The sequence below is a fragment of the Streptomyces sp. NPDC033131 genome (assembly GCF_055578365.1).
Genome location: NZ_JBVIPA010000039.1, coordinates 1 through 19,461 on the forward strand (window position 1 = coordinate 1; position 19,461 = coordinate 19,461).

Genomic DNA, 19,461 nt, shown 5'->3' on the forward strand with positions numbered 1-19,461 from the left:
GGGGGACCCCCATCGCGGCCGCTCCGGCGCCTTGCGATGCACGGCACCAGACCACGCGACCTGATCGGACGCTCATAGTGAAAGGACCCCTTAGCGGGCGCTCGTGGTGTTGATGTCGGCGATGTGGTTATACCGCTCCACCAGCACGAAGAGCTTGGTCTTCTGCGTCGTCTCCCCGCTGCCGAAGGCCAGGGTGACGACGACTTCATGGCCCGTACCCACGGTGCCGTTGTCGGTCACCGTCCACCGCGCCGGGACGTTCTGGGCACGAAGGACGCCGTCCACTCCGTTCTTCTCCTCCCAGGCCGCCAGCCGCTTGGCGAAGTCGGGCGTCAGGTAGTGCTTGCGGAGCGCCGTGGCCAGCGAGACGTCCGGGTCCGTGTAATCGCCCTTCGCGTCGACATACGTGCCATAGAAGTCGGCGACCCGGGTCACCACGTGGCCGGACGTGCCGCTGACCGACTGGGGTGCGGCGGTGGACGCCTTTGCGGGGGCGGGGACGGACGCCTGTGCCGACACCTGTGTCGACACACCGAGTCCGACAGCAAGGAGGAGGCCGGCAGCGACAGCCGCGCGGCGGCCCGGACGACGGTGTGTGGAGGAGTTCCTGTTCATGTGTGTCTTCCTTTGCTGTTCCGTAAGTGGTTGGGCATTGAGTAGTTCGTCTGCCACGGCAGCTGCAGATCGTGATTCGCTGCGGATGCCGCTGGTCAGCAGAGCGAGGCCGGTGCTACGACGAGTACGGCACGGGGCACCGTGAGCGTGTGTGACGACGCATCAAACGCGGTCCCCATGGGAGCAGCCGTCGTTGGATGTGTGTCGAACGTCGCCCAACGCCGGTTGGCCCTGCCGCCGTGGTCGGTGCGACACCAAGAGCATCGGCGGTCACCGGAGTTCAGCACAACGACCGCCGGCCCTTTGGCGACGGTGGAACCATTCCAGCCCCTCTGACGTGCAGGAACATGAGTGCCTGGATTACGGGATCGCAGGCGGACGGCGGAGGAACGGTGCGATGCGGGACGATGTAGAGGAGTTCGCGGCCCTGCTGCGCGAGCTGAAGGACCGCACGGACCGGAGCTACGGCTCCCTGGCCCGCCGCCTCAACATGAACACCTCCACGCTGTACCGGTACTGCGCGGGCGAGGCGGTGCCGCAGGACTTCGCCCCCGTTGAGCGGCTCGCGGCCTTCTGCGAGGCGACACCGCAGGAACGGCTCGAGCTGCACCGAGTGTGGTTGTCGGCGGTGGCGGCTCGGCAGCGGGTGCGTACGGCCGGTTCGCCGGAGGCGACGGTTGCGGCGCCGGAGGTCGACGGGGAGGCGGACGGAGACGGAGACGGAGACGGAGACACGGAAAGGGACGGGGACGGGATAGTCGTGGAGGAAGCCGGTTCCGCGGAGCAGCCCAGGGACGATCCCGACGCGGCCGAGGCCGCTCCCTCCCTCGCTCCCCGTCCCTGGTACCGCCGCCCACGTGTTCTGGTATCCACCGCCATCGCCTGTGCGCTGCTCGCCACTCTGGGCAGCACGGCCGCCCTGTCGGACGACCACTCCTCCGAGGCCGACGCCTCTCGCTCCGCCGGCCCGCGGACGACCGCCCCTGGCGCCCCTTCCGCGAAGCCGACCACCGGCCTGCCCTTCACCTGGAGCACCGACTCCCTCGTCTGGGACAAGGGCTGCGACCACGACTACGTCATCGACAAGCCGCCCGCACAGGTGCCTTCACCGCCGGTGGAGCAGGATGCCGGGGCGTGGGCGGCGACGCAGGGCGCGCTGCACGGGCGGCAGACGAGAGTGCAGATCTCGGTACAGGGACGGTCGTCCACGGCCGTGGTCTTGAAGGCGCTCCGCGTCCGCATCGTCAGCCGCGGCAACCCGGCCGCCGGGAGCGCGTACGCCATGGACCAGGGCTGCGGCAGCGACCTCACGCCCCGCCGCTTCACCGTGAACCTCGACGCCGACCGCCCCATCGCCCGCCCGAAGGACGGCGCCGACAGCGGACACACCATTCCGGCCGTGCACTTCCCTTACCTCGTCTCCGCCGAGGACCCGGAAGTGCTGCTGGTCGCCGCGACGACACAGACCTACGATGCCCGCTGGTACCTCGAACTCGACTGGTCCTCCCAGGGCCGCACCGGCACGATCCGCATCGACGACGACGGCCGCCCGTTCCACACCACCAGCGTCAAGGGAATGCCGCACTACTGGTACGGCACGAACGACGCAGGCGGGCGTGCCTGGGTCCCGTACCACGGCTAAGTGCCTCCCATGCCACCATCTGCCGAGCTCACGTGACACCACCAAGCACTCGAGGACTTGTCCGGGCGATCACGTGCTCAGCGGGTCAAAGAAGAAGGCCGAGCGAGATGGCCTACCTGCGCGAGGTGTCCTCGGTGCCGCTGCAGCAGTGCCTTCGGCTTCTGCGGGGTGCGTTCGTGAACCGACGCTGTCGCTACGCAGGTTCTGGTTGACCTTTGTCCGCCGCGGAGTCGGGCGTGGCACTCAACGGCAGGAGCTGGAGGCGTTTCGCGGTGCGTCCGTCGCCGGAGGACTGACCGCGCAGACGGCGTCCGAGCCAGGGACCGAGGTATGCGGCCGCCCATCGCAGTTCGGCTCCTGCTGCCTGCCAGCCCGTGGGAACCCTCTGTGGCGGGAGGGGGAGCCTCCAGGTGTCGTCGCTGCCGGGCAGGTGGATGGCGTGTGCGAGGGCTGCGGCGATGCGTTCGTGGCCGAGAGGGCTGGCGTGGAGTCGGTCTGCGGTCCACAGCCGTGGGTCGGTGGTGACGGACGGTCGGCTGGTTTCGGCGACTGCGACTCCGTGCCGGGCGGCCGCTGCGCGGATGCAGCTATTGAGGTCGAAGACGCGGGACCTGATGGGCCGGGCGATGGGCGCGATCTTCCCGAGATCGGGGAAGGTCAGTGTCACCACATGGGTCCCGGCACCCGTGAGCGCGGCGAACATCTCTTCCAGGTCGCCGGCCACCTCTGCGGCGTTGAACCGGGGCCGGAGCAGGTCGTTGACCCCTGCGACGACGGTGGCCAGGTCAGGGCGAAGTGCCAGGGCGGGCCCCAACTGCTCCGTGCGGACCTGGTCGGCGGTATGTCCTCGTACGGCCAGATTGGCATACCTGAGGCCGGGGTTGACGGCTGCGAGGTGCTCGGCGAGCCGGTCGGCGAAGCCGCGTAGGCCGACGGTGTCGTCTCCGTCGCCCAGCCCTTCGGTCTGGCTGTCGCCCAGCGCGACGTAGCGCGAGTATTCACCGTTCGGCATGAGTCGTCCGCCTTTCCCGCAGGACAGCTGCGATCCGCAGGCACCAGGCCTGCTGGTCCTGCTCGAAGGCGAGGCCGCGCAGCAGGTACGGCCCGATCCTCTCGCCTCGGCGCAGGAACTCCTCTTCGTCGGCATCGCCGCGCGGATGCCGCAGCAGCTCGCCGAGAAGCCCGATCCGGGCCTCGGCCGCAGACGCTCGCCCTTCGAGCTGTTCGATCACCGGCGCGGTGCCGATGCAGCCCCCTCCCTTTCCTTGCCCATCACTGCATCATACCCAAAAAAGTGACTAGTAATATTTTTGAGTGTAGCGTCCTTCCCGGCCATGCAGGCCTTGGGCGACCGCCGAGCACAACGGGTCACAGCCGGGCCGGAACACTCACATCTGCGGTGACCTGGCCTGTTCCCCTCTGGCGTGATGACAGTGCGCGGTGATGTGCTGACCCGTTGTCAGTGTCTGCGGCAACGACGGACGGTTGTGCGGGGATCACATCGCCGAGGGGGAGGCAGACGTTGCCTTGGGTCAGGGGTTACGTGCCCGCGGAAGCCACACCGGTACGCGCGTATCCATCGTGGGCTCCGAGTGTGCGCCGGGAGACGGTGATCTCAGCCGGGGGCGCGTTGGCAGTCGTGGTCGTGGGCAACGGTGGTGGGGCCTCGGGGGGTGGGACCAACCCGCGGACGCAGTCGAGGATGCAGTATCCGGTCGCGTTCGACACACCGGTCGGCGAGGTGCCGCGACCGCGGCCCGGGGTGTCGTATCAGATTCCGTGGGTGTGTGAGGACGGTGGCCGGTGACGCGACGGCGCTCGACCCGGCCGGCGCGGCGGCGCCCTGGCCGGCGGAGCAGGCGGCAGCAACAGGCTCAGGCGCAACTGACCGGCCTGGCGGTCGGGGCGGTTGTCCTGACCAGCCTGATCGTAGGGGTGGTGAACTGGTTGCTGGCGCACTGGTGGCTGCTCGTCATCGCCGGAGTGCTTGCCGTGGCGGCGGGCATCGGCTGGTTCTACAGCCGGCAGCAGCAGGCCCGGTGGGAGGCCGTTCGCGCGCAGGCCCTGCGCTACGGTCTGCCGCAGCTGGATGCCCTGCACCATTCTCGGTTCGAGGACGCCGTGCGGGACCTGATGCGCCGGGACGGCTGTCGGGACGCTGAACGCGTCGGTGGTCGTGGTGACCTGGGGGCGGATGTGAAGGCGACGGACCCGTTCGGGCGGCGCTGGGTGATCCAGTGCAAACACCGCCGCAACGGTGCCCGCGGTTCAGCGGTGGGTACGCCGGATCTGCAGGTCCTCAACGGCACGGCCAGGCAAGTCCATGGTGCGGACGTCGCCGTCATCGTGACCAACGGGCGAGTGACCGCGCCGGCTGTCGCCTTTGCCGCGCAGCAGCAGCTGCATGTGGTGGACCGCCAGACGCTGGCTGTGTGGGCATCGGGCTCACGCCCCCTGTGGGAGCTCTTGCGGGCACTCCCGCCTCCCCGACGGCCGACTCCGCTGAGCTGAAGAGCAGGCAAGCGGGCCTGTCTGAACAGCCTTGTACGCCAGGCGTTGCTTGCAAAACCGTCCCGCTGTTGGTTGTGGGCGGCAGATCGGGGCAACGCCGGGGGCGTCACAGTCGGTTCAGACGGTGACGCGGTGAGGTCGTGGACGCGTCCGCTGCGGAGTCCGCATCCCTATCCGTTGCGGCCGGCCCCGGCGGTGATCGCTTCGCCTGCGTGGATGATCGAGCTGAGCATGGTGTGGGCGGCCTGGAGTTGTTCGATGGAGCGGCTCAGGCGCTCGCGTTCGCGCTTGAGGTCCTGGGCCATTTCCTCGCAGGTTGGCGCCAGGATGGCTCCCTCGTCGGCCATGCAGGGCAGCACCTCACGGATCGCGGCGCGACGGCTCCTTCTACGAACCCCGCGTCCCCCGGTACAGCCGCATGAACCATGCCCACGGACAGCTCGGCCCACATCACCATCCTGTGTCGTGGGCCCACGCCGTAATCTCCGCGGTACCCCGACGGACCGCTTCCTTTGGGTCCCGGGCGAGCTGCTCGCAGACCGCCGCGACGTCCAGCACACCGTCCGTTCCCGCATGCGCGTCCTGCACCCCGGTCTGCATCCAGTCGGCCTGACCGCCGTCAGCGTCGGCAACCGCGAGAGCGATGAGCCTTAGGGGTCCTTTCACTATGCCCGTCCGGGTCGCGCGGCCTGGCACCGCACCTCGCCGCGTTGCCGAAACGCCCACGTGGCTCCTCCCCCACGCTCGAACAACCTCGCGCGGGGGGACCCCCATCGCGGCCGCTCCGGCGCCTTGCGATGCACGGCACCAGACCACGCGACCTGATCGGACGCTCATAGTGAAAGGACCCCTTACTGAGGCCACCGTCCCCACCCGGGCCAGAGCCTCTGCCGTCTGCCGGGTCACCGCCGTGTCCTCAACGTCCAGCAGCAGCCCCAGCAGCGCTTCCGCAGCCTCGGGAACATCAGCGAAGGAAGCGAGGTCATGCCCTGCACGAACACGGTGCGACCAGGAAGGAGACGAGGCCCCGACCAAGGCCGCCTCCCAACCACTCATCATCTCCGACACGACAAGACAGTCTCACGCCCTCGACACAGATCGAGCCAGGGCCGAAGCGGCCCACGCACTCTACGAACGACGTGGAGGCACCCCCCGGCGGGCGGGTCCGGTCGGCGTGGGTTCGCCGACGAGCATCCACCCCCAGCCGGGTGCGCGGCAGCCGGGGCGCGCACCCGCTCCCGAGTGCGGTCACCGGTTCGATCGTCACGCCGCCCCGCCCTTCCGGCCGTGCCGCAGTACATGCGTACACCTCGGCCCGGCGACCGGAAGGGCCCGGCGCGGGACACGACGATCACGGCAGGGGCCCGCCGCAGTGAATCCGGCATCTGCTCCGGCAGGGATGGGAGGCTGCTTGACTCTCCCACGAAGGGAGAGTCGAAGGTGGAGCACATGCGCATGGACGACACGTCGCGGCCCACGTGGAGCATCGGGGCCGTGGCACGGCAGGTTGGGCTGCCGGTGAAGGTGGTCAGGCACTGGTCGGACGTGGGCGTCGTGGCGCCGGTCGGCCGGACCGCCGGCGGCTACCGCCGCTACGACACCGCCGGCGTGGCCCGGCTGCACCTGGCCCGAACTCTGCGGGACCTGGGACTGGGGCTCGGTGGAATCCGGGCCGCCCTGGACCGCGAGGACGGGCTCTCAGAGGTGGCGGCCGCGCACGTCGAGGCGCTGGAGGCACAGATCCGCCGCCTGCGGACCCACCAGGCCGTCCTGCGCACCGTCACCCGTCGCACCACCCATGAAGGACTCGCTCTCATGACCCGTACCGCCCACATGTCTCCCGACGAACGTCGCAAGCTGGTCCACGATTTCCTCACCGACACGCTTGGCGATCTGGATGTACCCCACTTCCGCGAAGGGCTCCTCACGGCCAGCTCCGACCTTCCCGAAGATCCCACCGATGAGCAGGTTGAAGCGTGGCTGGAGCTGGGCGAGCTGGTCGCCGGCGGGGAGCTGCGTCCCGCCATGCGTCGTATCGCGGAGTACGCCGCCCGTCATGGCCAGGGAGCGCAGGACTCCGCCGTGGCGGAGGAAATGCGCGCCCTCACCGACACCTGGACCGCACGCGTCCGCACGGCGATGCAAGCCGGCACGGCAGCGGACTCCCCGGCTGCCGACCAAGTCGTCGCGGACATCGTCGCCGCCTGGCTGCTCAGCCGCGCGAACACCGCCCCCGCCGTGACCTCCGACGGCGCCTCGGCACGCACACTCCTGCTCGCCCAGCTCACCGCGGCCGACGAGCCCGCCGTCGAGCGCTTCTGGCAACTGCTGTGCGTTCTCGGCGGCCGCCCCGCACCCGCCGGGATCGCCGAGGCAGGGCAGTGGCTGACCACCGCGCTGCGTGCCAACCCCGCGCCCGGCGCGCGCGACGCCCGGCTCGAAGCCCTCTACACGGACGACACCGACCCCTGGCCTGGCGGTGTCCTGGACGCTTTCACGCGCGTGCAGGACACCGTCGGCACGCTCGTGCGCGCAACGACGCCGGACCGGTTCGGCCTACCGACTCCCTGCGAGGACTGGACCGTACGGGATCTGCTCAACCATCTGGTGTGGGAGAACATCGTCTGGGGCGGCTTGGCCCAGGGCACGCCCCCCACGAACGGCCACACCGAGGACCACCTCGGTGACAACCACATCGCCGCCTTCGAGACCGCCGCCGCCAGGGCTCGCGACGCCTTCCGGCAACCGGACCTGCTGCACCGCTCCTTCGGCCCTGCCCCCGGCCGGCGCGTGGTCGAGCAGCTCCTCGTCGAGCTGCTCGTGCACGGCTGGGACCTCGCGACCGCGCTCGGCCATGACCGCGACCTGGAACCCAACATCGCGCGCGCCGCTCTACCCGTCGTCCGGGAGATCTACGGCGACCTGCCCCGCACCGCCGGCGGATCCCTCGCCTCAACGCAGCCCTCACCCGAACACGCCCCGGCCCTCGACCATGTAGCCGCATTCCTCGGTCGTCGCATCCCGCACTGTTGATGCACAACGGAGTTGTCAGTCGGTGTCGGTGACAGGCTGTGAGGGTTTCCCCGGTAGGAAACGCGCCTTCAGTGTCCCGGGATCACCAACCCCGATTCGTACGCCACGACCACGGCCTGTGCCCTGCTGTCCAGGTCCAGTTTGGTCATCGTGCGGTTGAGGTGGGTCTTGACGGTCGCCTCGCTGATGTAGAGGCGTTGAGCGATCTCCAGATTGGACAGGCCGCGTGCGATCAGTTCCAGGACCTCCAGTTCGCGGGATGTCAACGCGTCCAGACTGGAGGGCTGTTCGCACGCGGTCTGTCGGGCGTACGCCTCCACCAGGCGGCGGGTGACGCTGGGCGCGAAGAGTGCGTCCCCACCGGCGATCGCTGCCACGGCGGCAAGCAGCCGTTCCGGGCCGGAGTCCTTGAGGAGAAACCCGCAGGCCCCGGCACGCAAGGCCCCGTACACGTACTCGTCGAGGTCGAAGGTGGTCAGCATCAGGATCCGGGGCGGGGGGTCGTCGGCGCGGGCGAGGATGCGTTCGGTGGCCTCGATGCCGTTCATGCCGGGCATCCGGACGTCCATCAGGATCACCTCGGGGGCGGTCCGGGCGGCCAGGAGCACGCCCTCCGCGCCGTCGCTCGCCTCGCCGACCACCTCGATGCCGGGTGCGGCACGCAGCAGCCCCACCAGGCCCGCCCGGATGAGGAACTGGTCGTCCACGACGAGCACTCTGGTCATGTGGTGGCGTCGTCCCCCTGCTGTGCGGCCCGCGCGGAGGTCGGCAGGATCAGCCGCACGGCGAAGCCACCTTGGTCCTGCGGACCGATGTTGATCTGCCCGCCGTAGAGCTTGGCCCGCTCCCGCATGCCAAGCAAGCCGTGTCCGCCGCCGGTTCGTACTCTGTCCGGAATCACCCCCTCTCCGTCGTCCGTGACCGAAACCGTCACCTGGTGCGGTTCATACCTCAGCCGTACCTGCGCACTCGCTCCCGGCGCGTGCTTGAGGACGTTGGTGAGGGCCTCCTGCACCACCCGGTAGGCGCACAGTTCCACGCCGGGGGCCAGTGGGCGCTCGATGCCCTCGACGGTCAGGACGACCCGGGTCCCGCCGGCGCGGACGCGTTCGGTCATCTCGCTGAGGCGGGCCAGGCCCGGCATCGGGCCGGCGGGGGCACCGTCGTCGGACGCGCGCAGCAGCACGAGCATGCGGCGCAGCTCTTCGAGGGCCTCCTTGCCGGTGGCTTCAATGGTGTCGAGCGCGGTACGCGTGGTCTGGCGGTCGGTGTCGAAGACGAACCGGGCCAGACCGGTCTGCACGGTGATCACGGACATGTGATGGGCGACGACGTCGTGCAGTTCGCGGGCGATCCGGCCACGTTCCTCGGCCACCTCACGCCGGGCCCGTTCGGCCTGTTCCCGGTGCAACTGCCGGGCCAGTTCGGTCGAGCGGCGGGCAAGGACGCCGAACCGCCACAGCATCGCCGGGTAGACCACGGCCTGTCCGGCGACGGAAGCCCAGGAGTCGGTGTGGTTCACCGCACCGGCGTAGATCCAGACCCCGCCCATCAACGCGGCGCAGGGGGCTGAGACGCGCGGCGCCAGCAGGGAGGCGACGGTGTAGACGGCGAGCATGGGGCCGAAGCTGCACACGACGGGCCAGTAGCCGGCGGTGATGTACACCAGCCACGTCGCGTGCACGAGGCAGCAGACCACGACGGGAGCCAGGCCACGGAGGACGAGCGGCAGGTGGACCAGGACGACCAGTACGTAGGCGGTGGCGTCGAGCGGATTCTGCCCCTGGCGCGCGGCCTCCGGCCCCAGCAGTAAGGCCACGCCGGTCAGCGCCGCCACGATCATCGTGTCGACGGCGAGGGGGCGGATCCGCATCGCAGCAGCGTAAGGCCTGCCTGCCTGATGGGCGTCAACCTTCCGCGGTACCACGAGAGTTGCAGGAAACGGGCGGCTACCGCAGGAGGCTGCGCGGGAGATCAACCCTGTGTGGGACGCGGGTCGTTCACCGCGGACCGTACTTTCTGGATCACAAAGTCCGGGCGGCCGCCGACCATCGACGATCGACCGCCGTCGAGGTCTCCCGGACCTCCGCATGCCTTGAGAGAAGGAGCTGTCCCATGCCGAGAGCTGTCCTGGAACGTGGCCCGATTCGATCCCTCACCAACGCGCTTCTCGCGGCCGTCATGCTGTTCGGTGCCGGCGCCGCGATCGCGCCGGCCGCGCACGCCGCCGCCCAGGGGGAATGCGGCTGGAAGCCCACCGCCAACGGCGAGGGGCGCGCGACGATGAAGTGGGGAGTCAACCTCACGGACGGACCCTACGAGTCCGGGTGCGGCACCTGGGGATGGGTTTCGGCAGGCAGTACGGTCTACCTCCACTGCTGGACAAAAAACGCGTACGGCAACGTGTGGTGGCATGTCCGGCTCGCCGGATCCCAGCTCGACGGCTGGACCTCGGACGCCAATCTGCAGGGCACCTCGGTGGACGAGAACGGCGACGGACAGATCACCTTCTACCAGTGCTGAGCGCTCAGCCGGAGGTGCGGCGAGGTGCTGTCGGTCCGCTCCGGCGACTCGTGTGTCGTGTCTCGTGACCGGTCGTGCTCAGACCGAGTCCGACCTCCGACGCGCGGATCGCCCGGAGTAGGGACCAGGATCCGGCAACCTCGCTGCCGAGGAGCCCTCCGCCACCGCTGACGCGGCGGCGGAGGGCTCCTCGGCGGTCTTCGTCCAGATCGCCGGTGGATCGCAAGCCGGCCCTTTGTGACGGACCCCGGAACGGGGGCAGCACCTCGGCTCCCGATGCCTTCCACGATGACGTCGGGGAAACGGGCGAGTGAGCGCGGGCGGAAACGTGAGCGAGAACAGCGAGAACGCGGGGTGACCTTCGGCACATCGGAGGTCTTCCGCCAGGCCGGTGGTTTCAACCTGCATTTGTTTCCCTCCTGTTGCTCCTGGCGCACTGTTCTCGCAGGACGGGCACGTGTCACCCGATCTCTGACATGACGTCATATCGATGTCGTCGCTCACGAGTAGGGCGGAACCTCTTCGTCCGAGGGAGCGGCGACGGTTGCCGACAAGCACTCCCATGTGCCGTTCAAGCCTCTAGTCTGCTGCCAGCCCCCCACAGGGCCTTCCCCCGCGGCGTGGGCGGGACTCCCGCCCGTACCACCGAGAACAGGCGGCCGAGGGCATGCAACCACTGCACCCAGAAGATCCCGAGCAGCTAGGGCCCTACCGTCCGGTGGCCCGTCTTGGAGCGGGCGGGATGGGGCGGGTCTATCTGGCCACCTCGTCGGCCGGCCGGACCGTCGCGGTCAAGGTCATCCGTCCCGAGATGGCCGAGGACAAGAACTTCCGGATCCGGTTCCGGCGCGAGGTGGCGGCCGCAGCGGCGGTCGGCGGCGTCTACACGGCGTCCGTGGTGGACGCCGCGCCGGACGACAAGACGCCATGGCTCGCCACCGACTACGTACCCGGCCCCACCCTGGCGGAGGCGGTCGCCGCACACGGGCCGCTGCCGGTGGAGACGGTCCTCGCGCTGGGCGCCGGCATCGCCGAGGCGCTGATAGCCGTGCACGCCGAGGGGCTGGTGCACCGCGACCTCAAGCCGTCCAACGTGCTGCTCGCCGCGGACGGTCCGCGCGTCATCGACTTCGGCATCGTCCGGGCCCGGGACGGCTACCAGCTCACCGGCTCCAGCGGCCTGTTCGGCTCGCTCGACTACGTCTGTCCCGAGCAAGCCACCGGCCATCCGGTGGGACCGGAGGGAGACGTCTTCTGTCTCGGCTCGGTGCTCGCGTTCGCGGCGTCGGGACACGCGCCGTTCAACGGGGCCGCCGCAGCCGCCCTGCTCTACCAGGTGGTCCACGGTTCGGCCGATCTGACCCTGGTGCCCGAGCCACTGGACAAGATCATCAGCCTCTGTCACGCCAAGGACCCGGCCCTTCGTATCAGCCCCGACCGGCTCTCCGCGGCCTGCGCGCCCGGCGGTGCCGAGCAGGTGCTGACCGAGGGCTGGCTGCCCGTGCGGGTGGCCGCCATGGTCGACGACCTCCGGGCCGCCGCGACGGATCTCGACCGCCTCGCGCGGACCCTGACGCCCCAACGGCCCGCGGCCGACGCAGCCACAGCCACAGCCGGGGCTCCCACCGCGTCCGGCCGATACGGGTCGGGGCGGACGCCGGTGGGGCTGTCATCGCACGGGACCGATGGCGGAACCAGCGCGGCGGCGGACTCGGACCGCGTCCTCCCGGCCGGGGACGCCGACAACCGGACCGCCGAAGGAACCGGAGCCACCGGTGGAGCGTCGCCCACGGCCGAGCCTGAGGAGCGGAGACCCCCGGCGGCCGCGGCCGAATCGGCGCAACCGGCGCAACCGGCGACGGACCGCTCCGCCGTACCCGCGCACCGCCGTGCCCCCGAACGCTCCCGTGTCGGCCGGCGCACTCTCCTCGCCGTGACCGCGGGCGCGGCCCTCGCCGGTGGCACCGCCCTCGTCATCAGAGGAAGAACCGGCGGGCAGCGGGCGCGTCGGCCCGGCCCCGCCCCCGAACCGACCTGGGTCTACCGCGGCGGCCCGCTGCTCCAGACCCCGGCCGTCTTCAACGACGGCACGGCCCTGCTCAAGAGCCGCCCGGGCAACATGATCTGCCTCGACCTGAGGAACGGCTCCCAGCCCGAATGGGTCTATCAGGGCATCAGCCTCTCGCCCAGTCCCGTCCTGCTGGCCAACGACGCCGCGGTCGCCCTCGGCACCGGTGCGACCCTGATCGGCGTCGACCTTTCCGGCGGCACCGAGAAGTTCACCCTCGACTTCGGCCGGAACTTCCAGTTCGATCAACTCCTCGGTGGATACGACGGCTACGTCGTCTCGGTCCTCGGCGCCAAGCTGGACCGCCGGTCGGAGGAGGAGGGCGTCGCGACCTCCACCAGCGCGGTTTTCGGCGTCGACCTCAAGGCCCGCCGGGCCGTCGTCATCCCGATCGACCCCGCGGACGTCGGCGTGTCCCTCAAGCCCGTCATCACTTCCGACTACTTCGTCTACGCCGACGGGCTGCGCAATGTCACGGTACGCGGCACCCGCGACGGCGGTGGCCTGCGCTGGCGGCACCCGGTGGGCTCCGACCTGCGGCCGGGTCTCGCGGTGCTCGGCGGAACCGTCTTCGCCATCGGCTCCGAGTTCATCGCCCTGGACCTCGCCACCGGAAAGCTCCGCTGGAAGGCGAAGGCGGAACGCGGCACGTTCGCCTCCCTCGGAACGGGCGGCAACACGGTCTACGCCACGGGCACCGATCCCTCCGGCGTCCACGCCTTCAACGCGGCGACCGGCGCCCGGCGCTGGTTCTGCGAGACCCCCCGCCTCAACGTCGACCACCCGATCGCGGTGGGTGCGGACGCCGTCCACGTGCCGGCCTTCGAGAACAGGAACGGCTTCTACGCGATCGACGCCGCCTCCGGCCGTCTGCTGTGGAACTTCACCGACGGCCGCGAGACCGGCGTCAACGACTGGCAGCTCTCCTGCGACGGGGCCGGACACCTCGTGGCCCAGCACTTCGACCGGACCTACGGACTGACCGTCACCTGAGGACCGGGACCCGGGCAGCCGGATCACACCTGTACTACCGTTCCGCCAACAGTGCTCATCGCCGCATCCGGTGGGCACGGTGCGTTGGGCAACCCGGGGGCATCCGGGGCTGCGCATCGGGTGGGTCAACCGTGTTGTTCAAGCTCCGCGAGTTCGTGGGGATCGGCCCGGAAGACCTGGTCCGAGCCGGGCGGCGCGTGCTCCGCGGAATCCAGTACCCCGGCGACATCGTCGTCGGCTGCGTCACCGGAGGCTTCCCGCCCTCTCAGGAGTGCCGGTGGTAAGCCTTGTCGGCGATGCGCCAGCCGTCATCGACGCGGACCGGCAGGAAGATGTCGGTGAAACTGTCCAGTGCACTCCGACGGCCGCGAAGCCGGGAGCCACAAGACAGACGACACCAACGGAAAGTGCTCCGAGTCGTTCCTCCAGTGTTCGGAAAGCACGTTGGCCGGCCAACGGCCTGCCGAACAGCCGCCCTCGACTCCACCGGATCATGAGCCGCTCCGGGTACCGGGAAAAGAGTCCGTCGCGTTTCGGAAGCGTCACAAGTCTTGTCACCATGGCGGGCGTCGTGCCAGTGTCCGGGCCATGGTTACGTAACCATTGGCGGTTCACACGGGTCCGGGTGTCTGATCCAGGCCCTGGTTCATCTCTGCCTCGGCTCAGGTGACGAACCCCGCCCTCCGCGATTCCCGTCACTGGAGACGACATGCCCAAGACCCCGACGAGGTCGAGAAGACTGGCCAGTGTCCTCATGGCCGGCTTCGGCGCGACACTCATGTTCCTGACCGCCCCCGCCCCCGCCCTCGCCCAGTCGGCCGCCGAGACGTCAGCCGCCTCTTACGCGCCGGTGAAGACCGCGACGAAGGGCGGTACCAGTGACTTCCGCGGGGTGAACTGGGCAGACCCGCGGGACAACTACGCCAGTGACGCCGTGGTGCCCAGCGGGCTGTCGGTGACCGACGACTACCGCACCGTGTACCGCACCACGGGTCACATGGTGCGCGGGTTCAAGAAGAACCTGGGCGCCAACACGCTGCGACTGCCGATCAACCCGGCAAGCGTGGGCACCAACTGGTGGAAGTCGTACCGGGCGACGATCGACGCGGCCACGGCCTACGGCGACAAGGTCATCGTCAGCTACTGGGAGGCCAACACCAGCAAGGACGGCCTGGTCGACGACACGGCCGCCTGGAAAACGATGTGGAACACCGTGGTGCGGGAGTACAAGCACAACCCGCGGGTCTACTTCGAGCCCATGAACGAGCCGCACGGCTACACGCTGGACCAGTGGGTGTCCGTCACCAGTGGTTGGCTGGCCCAGCACAAGGATGTCCCGCGCGGCCGAGTCGTGATCAGCGGTACCGGTTACAACGACAACGTCACCGGTGTCGGCGCCGCACCCGAACTGCGGGGAACGCTGCTGTCGCTGCACTTCTACGGCTTCTGGGCCAGCCACACCCAGCAGGCGGACTGGGTCGCCGACCTCGAAGCCCGGATCGGCACGTACGCCGGCCGGACCATCATCGACGAGGCAGGCTCCCCGATGACCACCGGTCTGAACTACGGCGCATGGGACGGCAACATCTACACGTCGTATCTCGCGGCCGTCACCAACACCGCCCGTAGCAAGGGGATGGGACTGGTGTACTGGCCTGGGCTGAGGTTCGGCGACGCCTACTCGATCGAGTCGCTGGACTCCGAGGGCAACCTGGTGGACAACAACGCCAGCGGAGTCGCGCAGCTGCGCTGGGGCTACGGCTTCGGCACGACCCCTCCCGTCAACGACCTGCCGCCCGCGCCTCCTGGCGAGGTCCTGCGCGGAGTGGGCTCCAACCGCTGCGTCGACGTGCCCGGCTTCAGCACGACCAACGGCACCCAACTCGACCTGTGGGACTGCAACGACGGCGGCAACCAGTCCTGGAACTGGAACGCGGAGAAGCAACTCACGGTCTACGGCAACAAGTGCATGACGGTGGGAGGCACCGGAGCGGCGGGAGACCCCGTGGTCATCGACGACTGCACCGGCGCGGCGGCGCAACAGTGGAACGTGAACGCGGACCTCACGGTGACCAGCGTCGCGAACCCGGAGCTCTGCCTGGACGCGGCCGGGGGCGGCACCGGCAACGGCACGGCGGTCGATGTCTGGTTCTGCAACGGAAGCAGCAACCAGCAGTGGACCAGAAGCTGACGCCGGCACCTGTTCCCCTCGACCACTGATCCACCCGCACGGGCCCGGCGAGTACCCTCGCCGGGCCCGTGCGGGTCGGTAGCGCCTGACCAGCGCTTCGGTCAGCGCGGCACCATCGCCTTGCCGAGCTGACGGAGGGGTCGGCCGGGCGTGGTGAAGCCGGACCCGAAGATGGAGAGGCTCTACCCTGCGGTTCGCCGGGGTCAACCAGGTCGCCGACGTGTGGGTCCACAGGGCAGCAGACGAGCGGGCGTCGGACAGGTCACTCCCAGGTCCGCGCGGTCGCCGCGAAGAGGTTCGGATCGCTGTGGACGGGAATGACGCACAGCAGGTGTCCGCCCGGTGCCCGCAGCACATGGCACTGCAGCCAACGAGACACCTCGGTCGCACCGAGCCCCAGAAGGCGGTCGACTTCGGCATCGACGTCGTCGGTTTCGATATCGATGTGCATGCGCGGCGTATCGGCAACCGACTGGACCACGGTAGCCAATCCGTCCACGGCGCCGACCAGCGACGTGAATTGGGGCTCCGCCGAGTCGACACGGGCGGGCACGCCCAGAGCCGCCGACCAGAACCTGGCCGTTGCCGAGGCTTCCCGCTCGGGAGCGTCCACGATCAGCGCGTACATTCGTGACCGGTGCATGCACGCCACTGTAGTGATCGCAGCTCGCGCTCCAGAGCGAGCAGGGGCTTCCCCCGAAGCGCTCGCTGCGATCTCGGCACGTCCCCTTCCCCGTGCGGGAGGAACGTGTGGTGATCTGTCACAGCGGTTCCTCAACTCATCGGTTGACCCCGCCTTGGCGGCGGGGCCGGGATGCGGGTCCGCTCGTCACCGGTGCTGCGCCGTGCCCAGCTCGTCGGTGTACCGGGCGAGGGCGCCTTCGGCCGTGGGGACGGGGCCGAACAACTGCTCCTGGCGGCGGGTGTCGGCGACGTAGCGGCCGGTGTCGAACCAGCCGAACATCGCGGCCATGTCCTTGACCACCGGATTGAAGCGGCCGAGGACTGCTCCTGCGGCGCGGACGACGACGGAGGGGACGGCCCACACCTTGATCTTCTTTCCGGCCCGGCTGCCCATCAGGTCGGCCACCTCGCGCATGCTGACCGGACGGTCCCAGCCGATGTCGATGCGCTCACCGTTGTCGGCCTCGGCCGCCAGGCAGGCCGCGAGATCGGAGGTGTGGACGAAGGTCAGCGGCTTGGTGGCCTTGGCCATCCAGATCAGACGGCCCTTGTCGATCGGGTTGCCCGCCATGGTCGCGACCTGGTCGAGGAAGGCCCCCGGGCGCAGGGCGACGAACGGGACGCCGAGCTGTTCGAGCTTGTCCTCGGCGATCTTCTTGTGCCAGAAGTGCGGGACGTGGGGCGTCTGGTCGCTGGTGAGGATGCTGGTCAGAACGAAGCGTCGGATGCCGGCGCGGTGGGCGGCCTCGGCGAGGTTGGCGTTGCCGACGGTGTCGATGTCGTGCGCGTTCTTGCCGCCGCGGGTGTAGCCGGCAGCGGTGGTGATGACGGCGTCGGCGCCGTTCATGGCGGCGACGAGCGAGTCGAGGTCGAGCATGTCGCCGCGGGCGATCTCGACACCCCGCTTTTCGAGCCTGCTCGCGTCGGTGGTCGGCCGGACCAAGGCGCGGACGTCCTTGCCGCGCTTGAGCAGTTCGTCGACGACTTTGCCCCCGAGGGAGCCGGTCGCGCCGACGACGAGGACCGGGAGGGTGGTGGTCATCGGGGTCTCACTTTCCATCAGGTCAGGAGTGGGGGGAATCAGGTGGCGCAGACGTGGGCGCCGTCAGTCCTGGTCGTTAAGGGGGCGGGCCTGTGGTGGGCGGATCCGCGGCGCGAGTCGCCGCCGTCCCGGCAGGAGCTTGCCAGGGTGGTCACCGGACGCGGGTGAGGCGGCCGCCCTCGACGTACAGCCGGCGGGCGACGGGAGGACTCGCCGTCCTTGCGGGGGGCGTTGCCTTTCCGCGGACAAGGTCCCGTCTTGCTTGCGCCGGGGGCAGCTCGCGCTTGCCCGTGGCGCTGAGGCGCGCTGAGGCCCCGCGCACCTGCTGCCCCCTGGCGTATGGGGGTGAGCGGGCGGGTTCCGCCGCATGCTCCGGCTCAGCTCGCCTGGTTCCTTCCGGCAGTCGCGGAGCCCGGCTCCGTTCAACACGGGCCTGCGTGAGCCGAGTGCCCTGCAGCACTGTCCACTTCGCGGGAACGCCGGAAACGATTGGCACTCCAGGCAGGAACCCGGGTGCGAGCCGAGGGGAGTTACTCGGACTTTTCCTGCGGAAGGACGCGACTGTTGATCGCGTCGGCGATGGCATAGGCGGTGCTGACGAAGGCCTCTGCCTGTTGCGCCGAGAGGTTCCGCGCGGAGGTTTCCTCCAGGGCCCGCCACATGGCCGCGATGGGCTCGCGCATGGCACGGCCCTTGTCCGTGAGGTGGACGACCATGACACGCCGGTCGTGTGCGGCCGGCTCGCGGACGAGCAGGCCGGCGTCCTGCATGCGGCGCAGGGACTTGGACACGGTGGAGTGGTCCAGGCCGACGCTCTCGAGCAGCTCGGACTGGGTCTGGCCGTCCCGGTCGAGGAGTTGCATCAGCAGCAGTTCCTGTCCGGGATGCAGGTCCATCTCGCGGAGCATGGCGGCGGCGCGGGCGCGGTGGGCGCGGGCGAGCTGGAAGATCGCGTAGCTCATCGGTCCATCGCCGGCCGTAGAGGGGGTGCTGTGCGGGGAGGCGGGCATGATGCGGTTCCTCAGACGGTGTGGGTGGGGTAGTCGGTGTAGCCGGCCGCTCCGCCGCCGTAGAAGGTCGCCGGGTCGGGGGTGTTCAGCGGCGCGTCAGAGCGTAGCCGCTCGACCAGGTCCGGGTTGGCGAGCGCGAGGGCGCCGACGGAGACAACGTCGGCCGTGCCCTCGTCGATGTCCTTGGCGCGGGTGGGCAGGTCGGTGCCTGCCCGGTTGAGGATCAGCGTGGTCGGCCACAGCGCGCGCAGGGTACCCAGTAGCGCGTCGTCACCCGCGTGCATCACGTGGAGGTAGGCGAGACCGAGCGGGCTGAGGGCGCGCACCAGCGCCGGATACAGCTCGGCGGTGTCGGACTCGGCGATGTCGTTGAAGGGGTTGCCGGGAGAGATGCGGATACCGGTGCGGCCGGCGCCGATCTCCTCGGCCACGGCGGTGGCGACCTCGACGGCGAAACGGATGCGGCCCTCGATCGAGCCGCCGTAGCCATCGGTGCGCTGGTTGGTGTTGTCGGACAGGAACTGGTGCACGAGGTAGCCGTTGGCACCGTGGATCTCCACGCCGTCGGCGCCTGCCGCGACGGCGGCCGCTGCGGCGCGGCGGAAGTCGTCGACGGTCGCCGCGACCTCCTGCGTCGACAGAGCACGGGGTGCCGGCATCTCCTGGGGCCCGGACGCGGTGAACATCACGCCCTGCGGCCGGATCGCGGAAGGGGCGACCGGCTGTCGGCCGTGGGGGGTGTTGTCGGGGTGGGCGATGCGTCCGGTGTGCATCAGCTGGATGACGATGCGGCCGTCGGCCGCGTGCACGGCGTCGGTGACCTTGCGCCACCCGGCGATCTGCTCGTCATTGTGGATGCCGGGGGTGAGGAGGTAGCCCTGGCCGTCGGCGGAGGGCTGGGTTCCCTCGGTGATGACGAGCGCGTGGGAGGCCCGCTGGGCGTAGTACTCGGCGTTCAGCTCGGTCGGTACGCCTTCAGGGGTGGAGCGGTCACGGGTCATGGGGGCCATGACGAGGCGGTGCGGGAGGGAGATGTCCCCGACGGTGGTCGATGTCCACAGGGCGTTCAGCATGAGGGGTCCTTCGGTGCGGTGATGACAGGCGGCGAACAGGTGGTGACGGGGAAAGCGAGAGGGTGTGGCGGAAGGA

General features: G+C 69.8%; 16 protein-coding genes. 6 read left to right on the plus strand and 10 right to left on the minus strand.

Annotation, left to right across the window (positions count from 1 at the left end):
* Positions 1-90: 90 nt before the first annotated feature.
* Positions 91-615, minus strand: coding sequence for a hypothetical protein (locus ACZ5XS_RS35645; protein ID WP_468658451.1), 525 nt, complete (start codon positions 613-615; stop codon positions 91-93).
* A 397-nt stretch (positions 616-1,012) separates the two neighbouring features.
* Between ACZ5XS_RS35645 and ACZ5XS_RS35650 the strand changes: the two genes are divergently transcribed.
* Positions 1,013-2,257 (plus strand): helix-turn-helix domain-containing protein, encoded by a 1,245-nt coding sequence (locus ACZ5XS_RS35650; RefSeq protein ID WP_468658453.1) that lies wholly within the window; start codon positions 1,013-1,015, stop codon positions 2,255-2,257.
* A gap of 193 nt (positions 2,258-2,450) precedes the next feature.
* On the opposite strand, the gene ACZ5XS_RS35655 is transcribed toward ACZ5XS_RS35650, so the two are convergent.
* Both ACZ5XS_RS35655 and ACZ5XS_RS35660 read right to left on the minus strand, forming a co-directional pair.
* Complete coding sequence (locus ACZ5XS_RS35655) at positions 2,451-3,269, minus strand: SGNH/GDSL hydrolase family protein (RefSeq protein ID WP_468658455.1); 819 nt, start codon at positions 3,267-3,269, stop codon at positions 2,451-2,453.
* Positions 3,256-3,489: a hypothetical protein gene (locus tag ACZ5XS_RS35660; protein WP_468658457.1), complete on the minus strand. Its 234-nt coding sequence runs from the start codon at positions 3,487-3,489 to the stop codon at positions 3,256-3,258. The genes ACZ5XS_RS35655 and ACZ5XS_RS35660 overlap by 14 nt, the downstream gene beginning before the upstream one ends.
* Before the next feature lie 571 nt (positions 3,490-4,060).
* Between ACZ5XS_RS35660 and ACZ5XS_RS35665 the strand changes: the two genes are divergently transcribed.
* Positions 4,061-4,768 (plus strand): restriction endonuclease, encoded by a 708-nt coding sequence (locus tag ACZ5XS_RS35665; protein WP_468658459.1) that lies wholly within the window; start codon positions 4,061-4,063, stop codon positions 4,766-4,768.
* A 170-nt stretch (positions 4,769-4,938) separates the two neighbouring features.
* On the opposite strand, the gene ACZ5XS_RS35670 is transcribed toward ACZ5XS_RS35665, so the two are convergent.
* The gene (locus tag ACZ5XS_RS35670) at positions 4,939-5,115 is read right to left on the minus strand and encodes a hypothetical protein (RefSeq protein WP_468658461.1); all 177 of its coding nucleotides are present in this window, start codon (positions 5,113-5,115) and stop codon (positions 4,939-4,941) included.
* A 1,102-nt stretch (positions 5,116-6,217) separates the two neighbouring features.
* Here ACZ5XS_RS35670 and ACZ5XS_RS35675 point away from each other — a divergent pair.
* Positions 6,218-7,801, plus strand: coding sequence for a TIGR03086 family metal-binding protein (locus ACZ5XS_RS35675; RefSeq protein ID WP_468658463.1), 1,584 nt, complete (start codon positions 6,218-6,220; stop codon positions 7,799-7,801).
* Between the two features lie 68 nt (positions 7,802-7,869).
* On the opposite strand, the gene ACZ5XS_RS35680 is transcribed toward ACZ5XS_RS35675, so the two are convergent.
* Together ACZ5XS_RS35680 and ACZ5XS_RS35685 are read right to left on the minus strand one after the other, a co-directional pair.
* Positions 7,870-8,526 (minus strand): response regulator, encoded by a 657-nt coding sequence (locus tag ACZ5XS_RS35680; protein ID WP_468658465.1) that lies wholly within the window; start codon positions 8,524-8,526, stop codon positions 7,870-7,872.
* Positions 8,523-9,674, minus strand: coding sequence for a sensor histidine kinase (locus ACZ5XS_RS35685; RefSeq protein ID WP_468658467.1), 1,152 nt, complete (start codon positions 9,672-9,674; stop codon positions 8,523-8,525). Before ACZ5XS_RS35685 ends, ACZ5XS_RS35680 begins: the two co-directional genes overlap by 4 nt.
* 242 nt (positions 9,675-9,916) lie before the next feature.
* Between ACZ5XS_RS35685 and ACZ5XS_RS35690 the strand changes: the two genes are divergently transcribed.
* The 3 genes from ACZ5XS_RS35690 to ACZ5XS_RS35700 all read left to right on the plus strand — a co-directional run bounded on the left by ACZ5XS_RS35690 (position 9,917) and on the right by ACZ5XS_RS35700 (position 15,576).
* Entirely contained in the window at positions 9,917-10,324 is a 408-nt protein-coding gene (locus ACZ5XS_RS35690; protein ID WP_468658469.1) for a hypothetical protein, read from the plus strand.
* Positions 10,325-11,066: 742 nt separating this feature from the next.
* Entirely contained in the window at positions 11,067-13,385 is a 2,319-nt protein-coding gene (locus ACZ5XS_RS35695; RefSeq protein WP_468658471.1) for a protein kinase domain-containing protein, read from the plus strand.
* A 709-nt stretch (positions 13,386-14,094) separates the two neighbouring features.
* Entirely contained in the window at positions 14,095-15,576 is a 1,482-nt protein-coding gene (locus ACZ5XS_RS35700; protein ID WP_468658473.1) for a ricin-type beta-trefoil lectin domain protein, read from the plus strand.
* Between the two features lie 262 nt (positions 15,577-15,838).
* Here ACZ5XS_RS35700 and ACZ5XS_RS35705 read toward each other — a convergent pair whose 3' ends face one another.
* The 4 genes from ACZ5XS_RS35705 to ACZ5XS_RS35720 all read right to left on the minus strand — a co-directional run bounded on the left by ACZ5XS_RS35705 (position 15,839) and on the right by ACZ5XS_RS35720 (position 19,385).
* On the minus strand, positions 15,839-16,204 hold the full coding sequence (locus ACZ5XS_RS35705) for a VOC family protein (protein WP_468658475.1): 366 nt from the start codon (positions 16,202-16,204) through the stop codon (positions 15,839-15,841).
* Between the two features lie 201 nt (positions 16,205-16,405).
* Positions 16,406-17,302, minus strand: coding sequence for an SDR family oxidoreductase (locus tag ACZ5XS_RS35710; RefSeq protein ID WP_468658476.1), 897 nt, complete (start codon positions 17,300-17,302; stop codon positions 16,406-16,408).
* A 530-nt stretch (positions 17,303-17,832) separates the two neighbouring features.
* Entirely contained in the window at positions 17,833-18,312 is a 480-nt protein-coding gene (locus ACZ5XS_RS35715; protein WP_468658478.1) for a MarR family winged helix-turn-helix transcriptional regulator, read from the minus strand.
* Between the two features lie 11 nt (positions 18,313-18,323).
* Positions 18,324-19,385 (minus strand): alkene reductase, encoded by a 1,062-nt coding sequence (locus ACZ5XS_RS35720; protein ID WP_468658480.1) that lies wholly within the window; start codon positions 19,383-19,385, stop codon positions 18,324-18,326.
* Between the last annotated feature and the right edge of the window lie 76 nt (positions 19,386-19,461).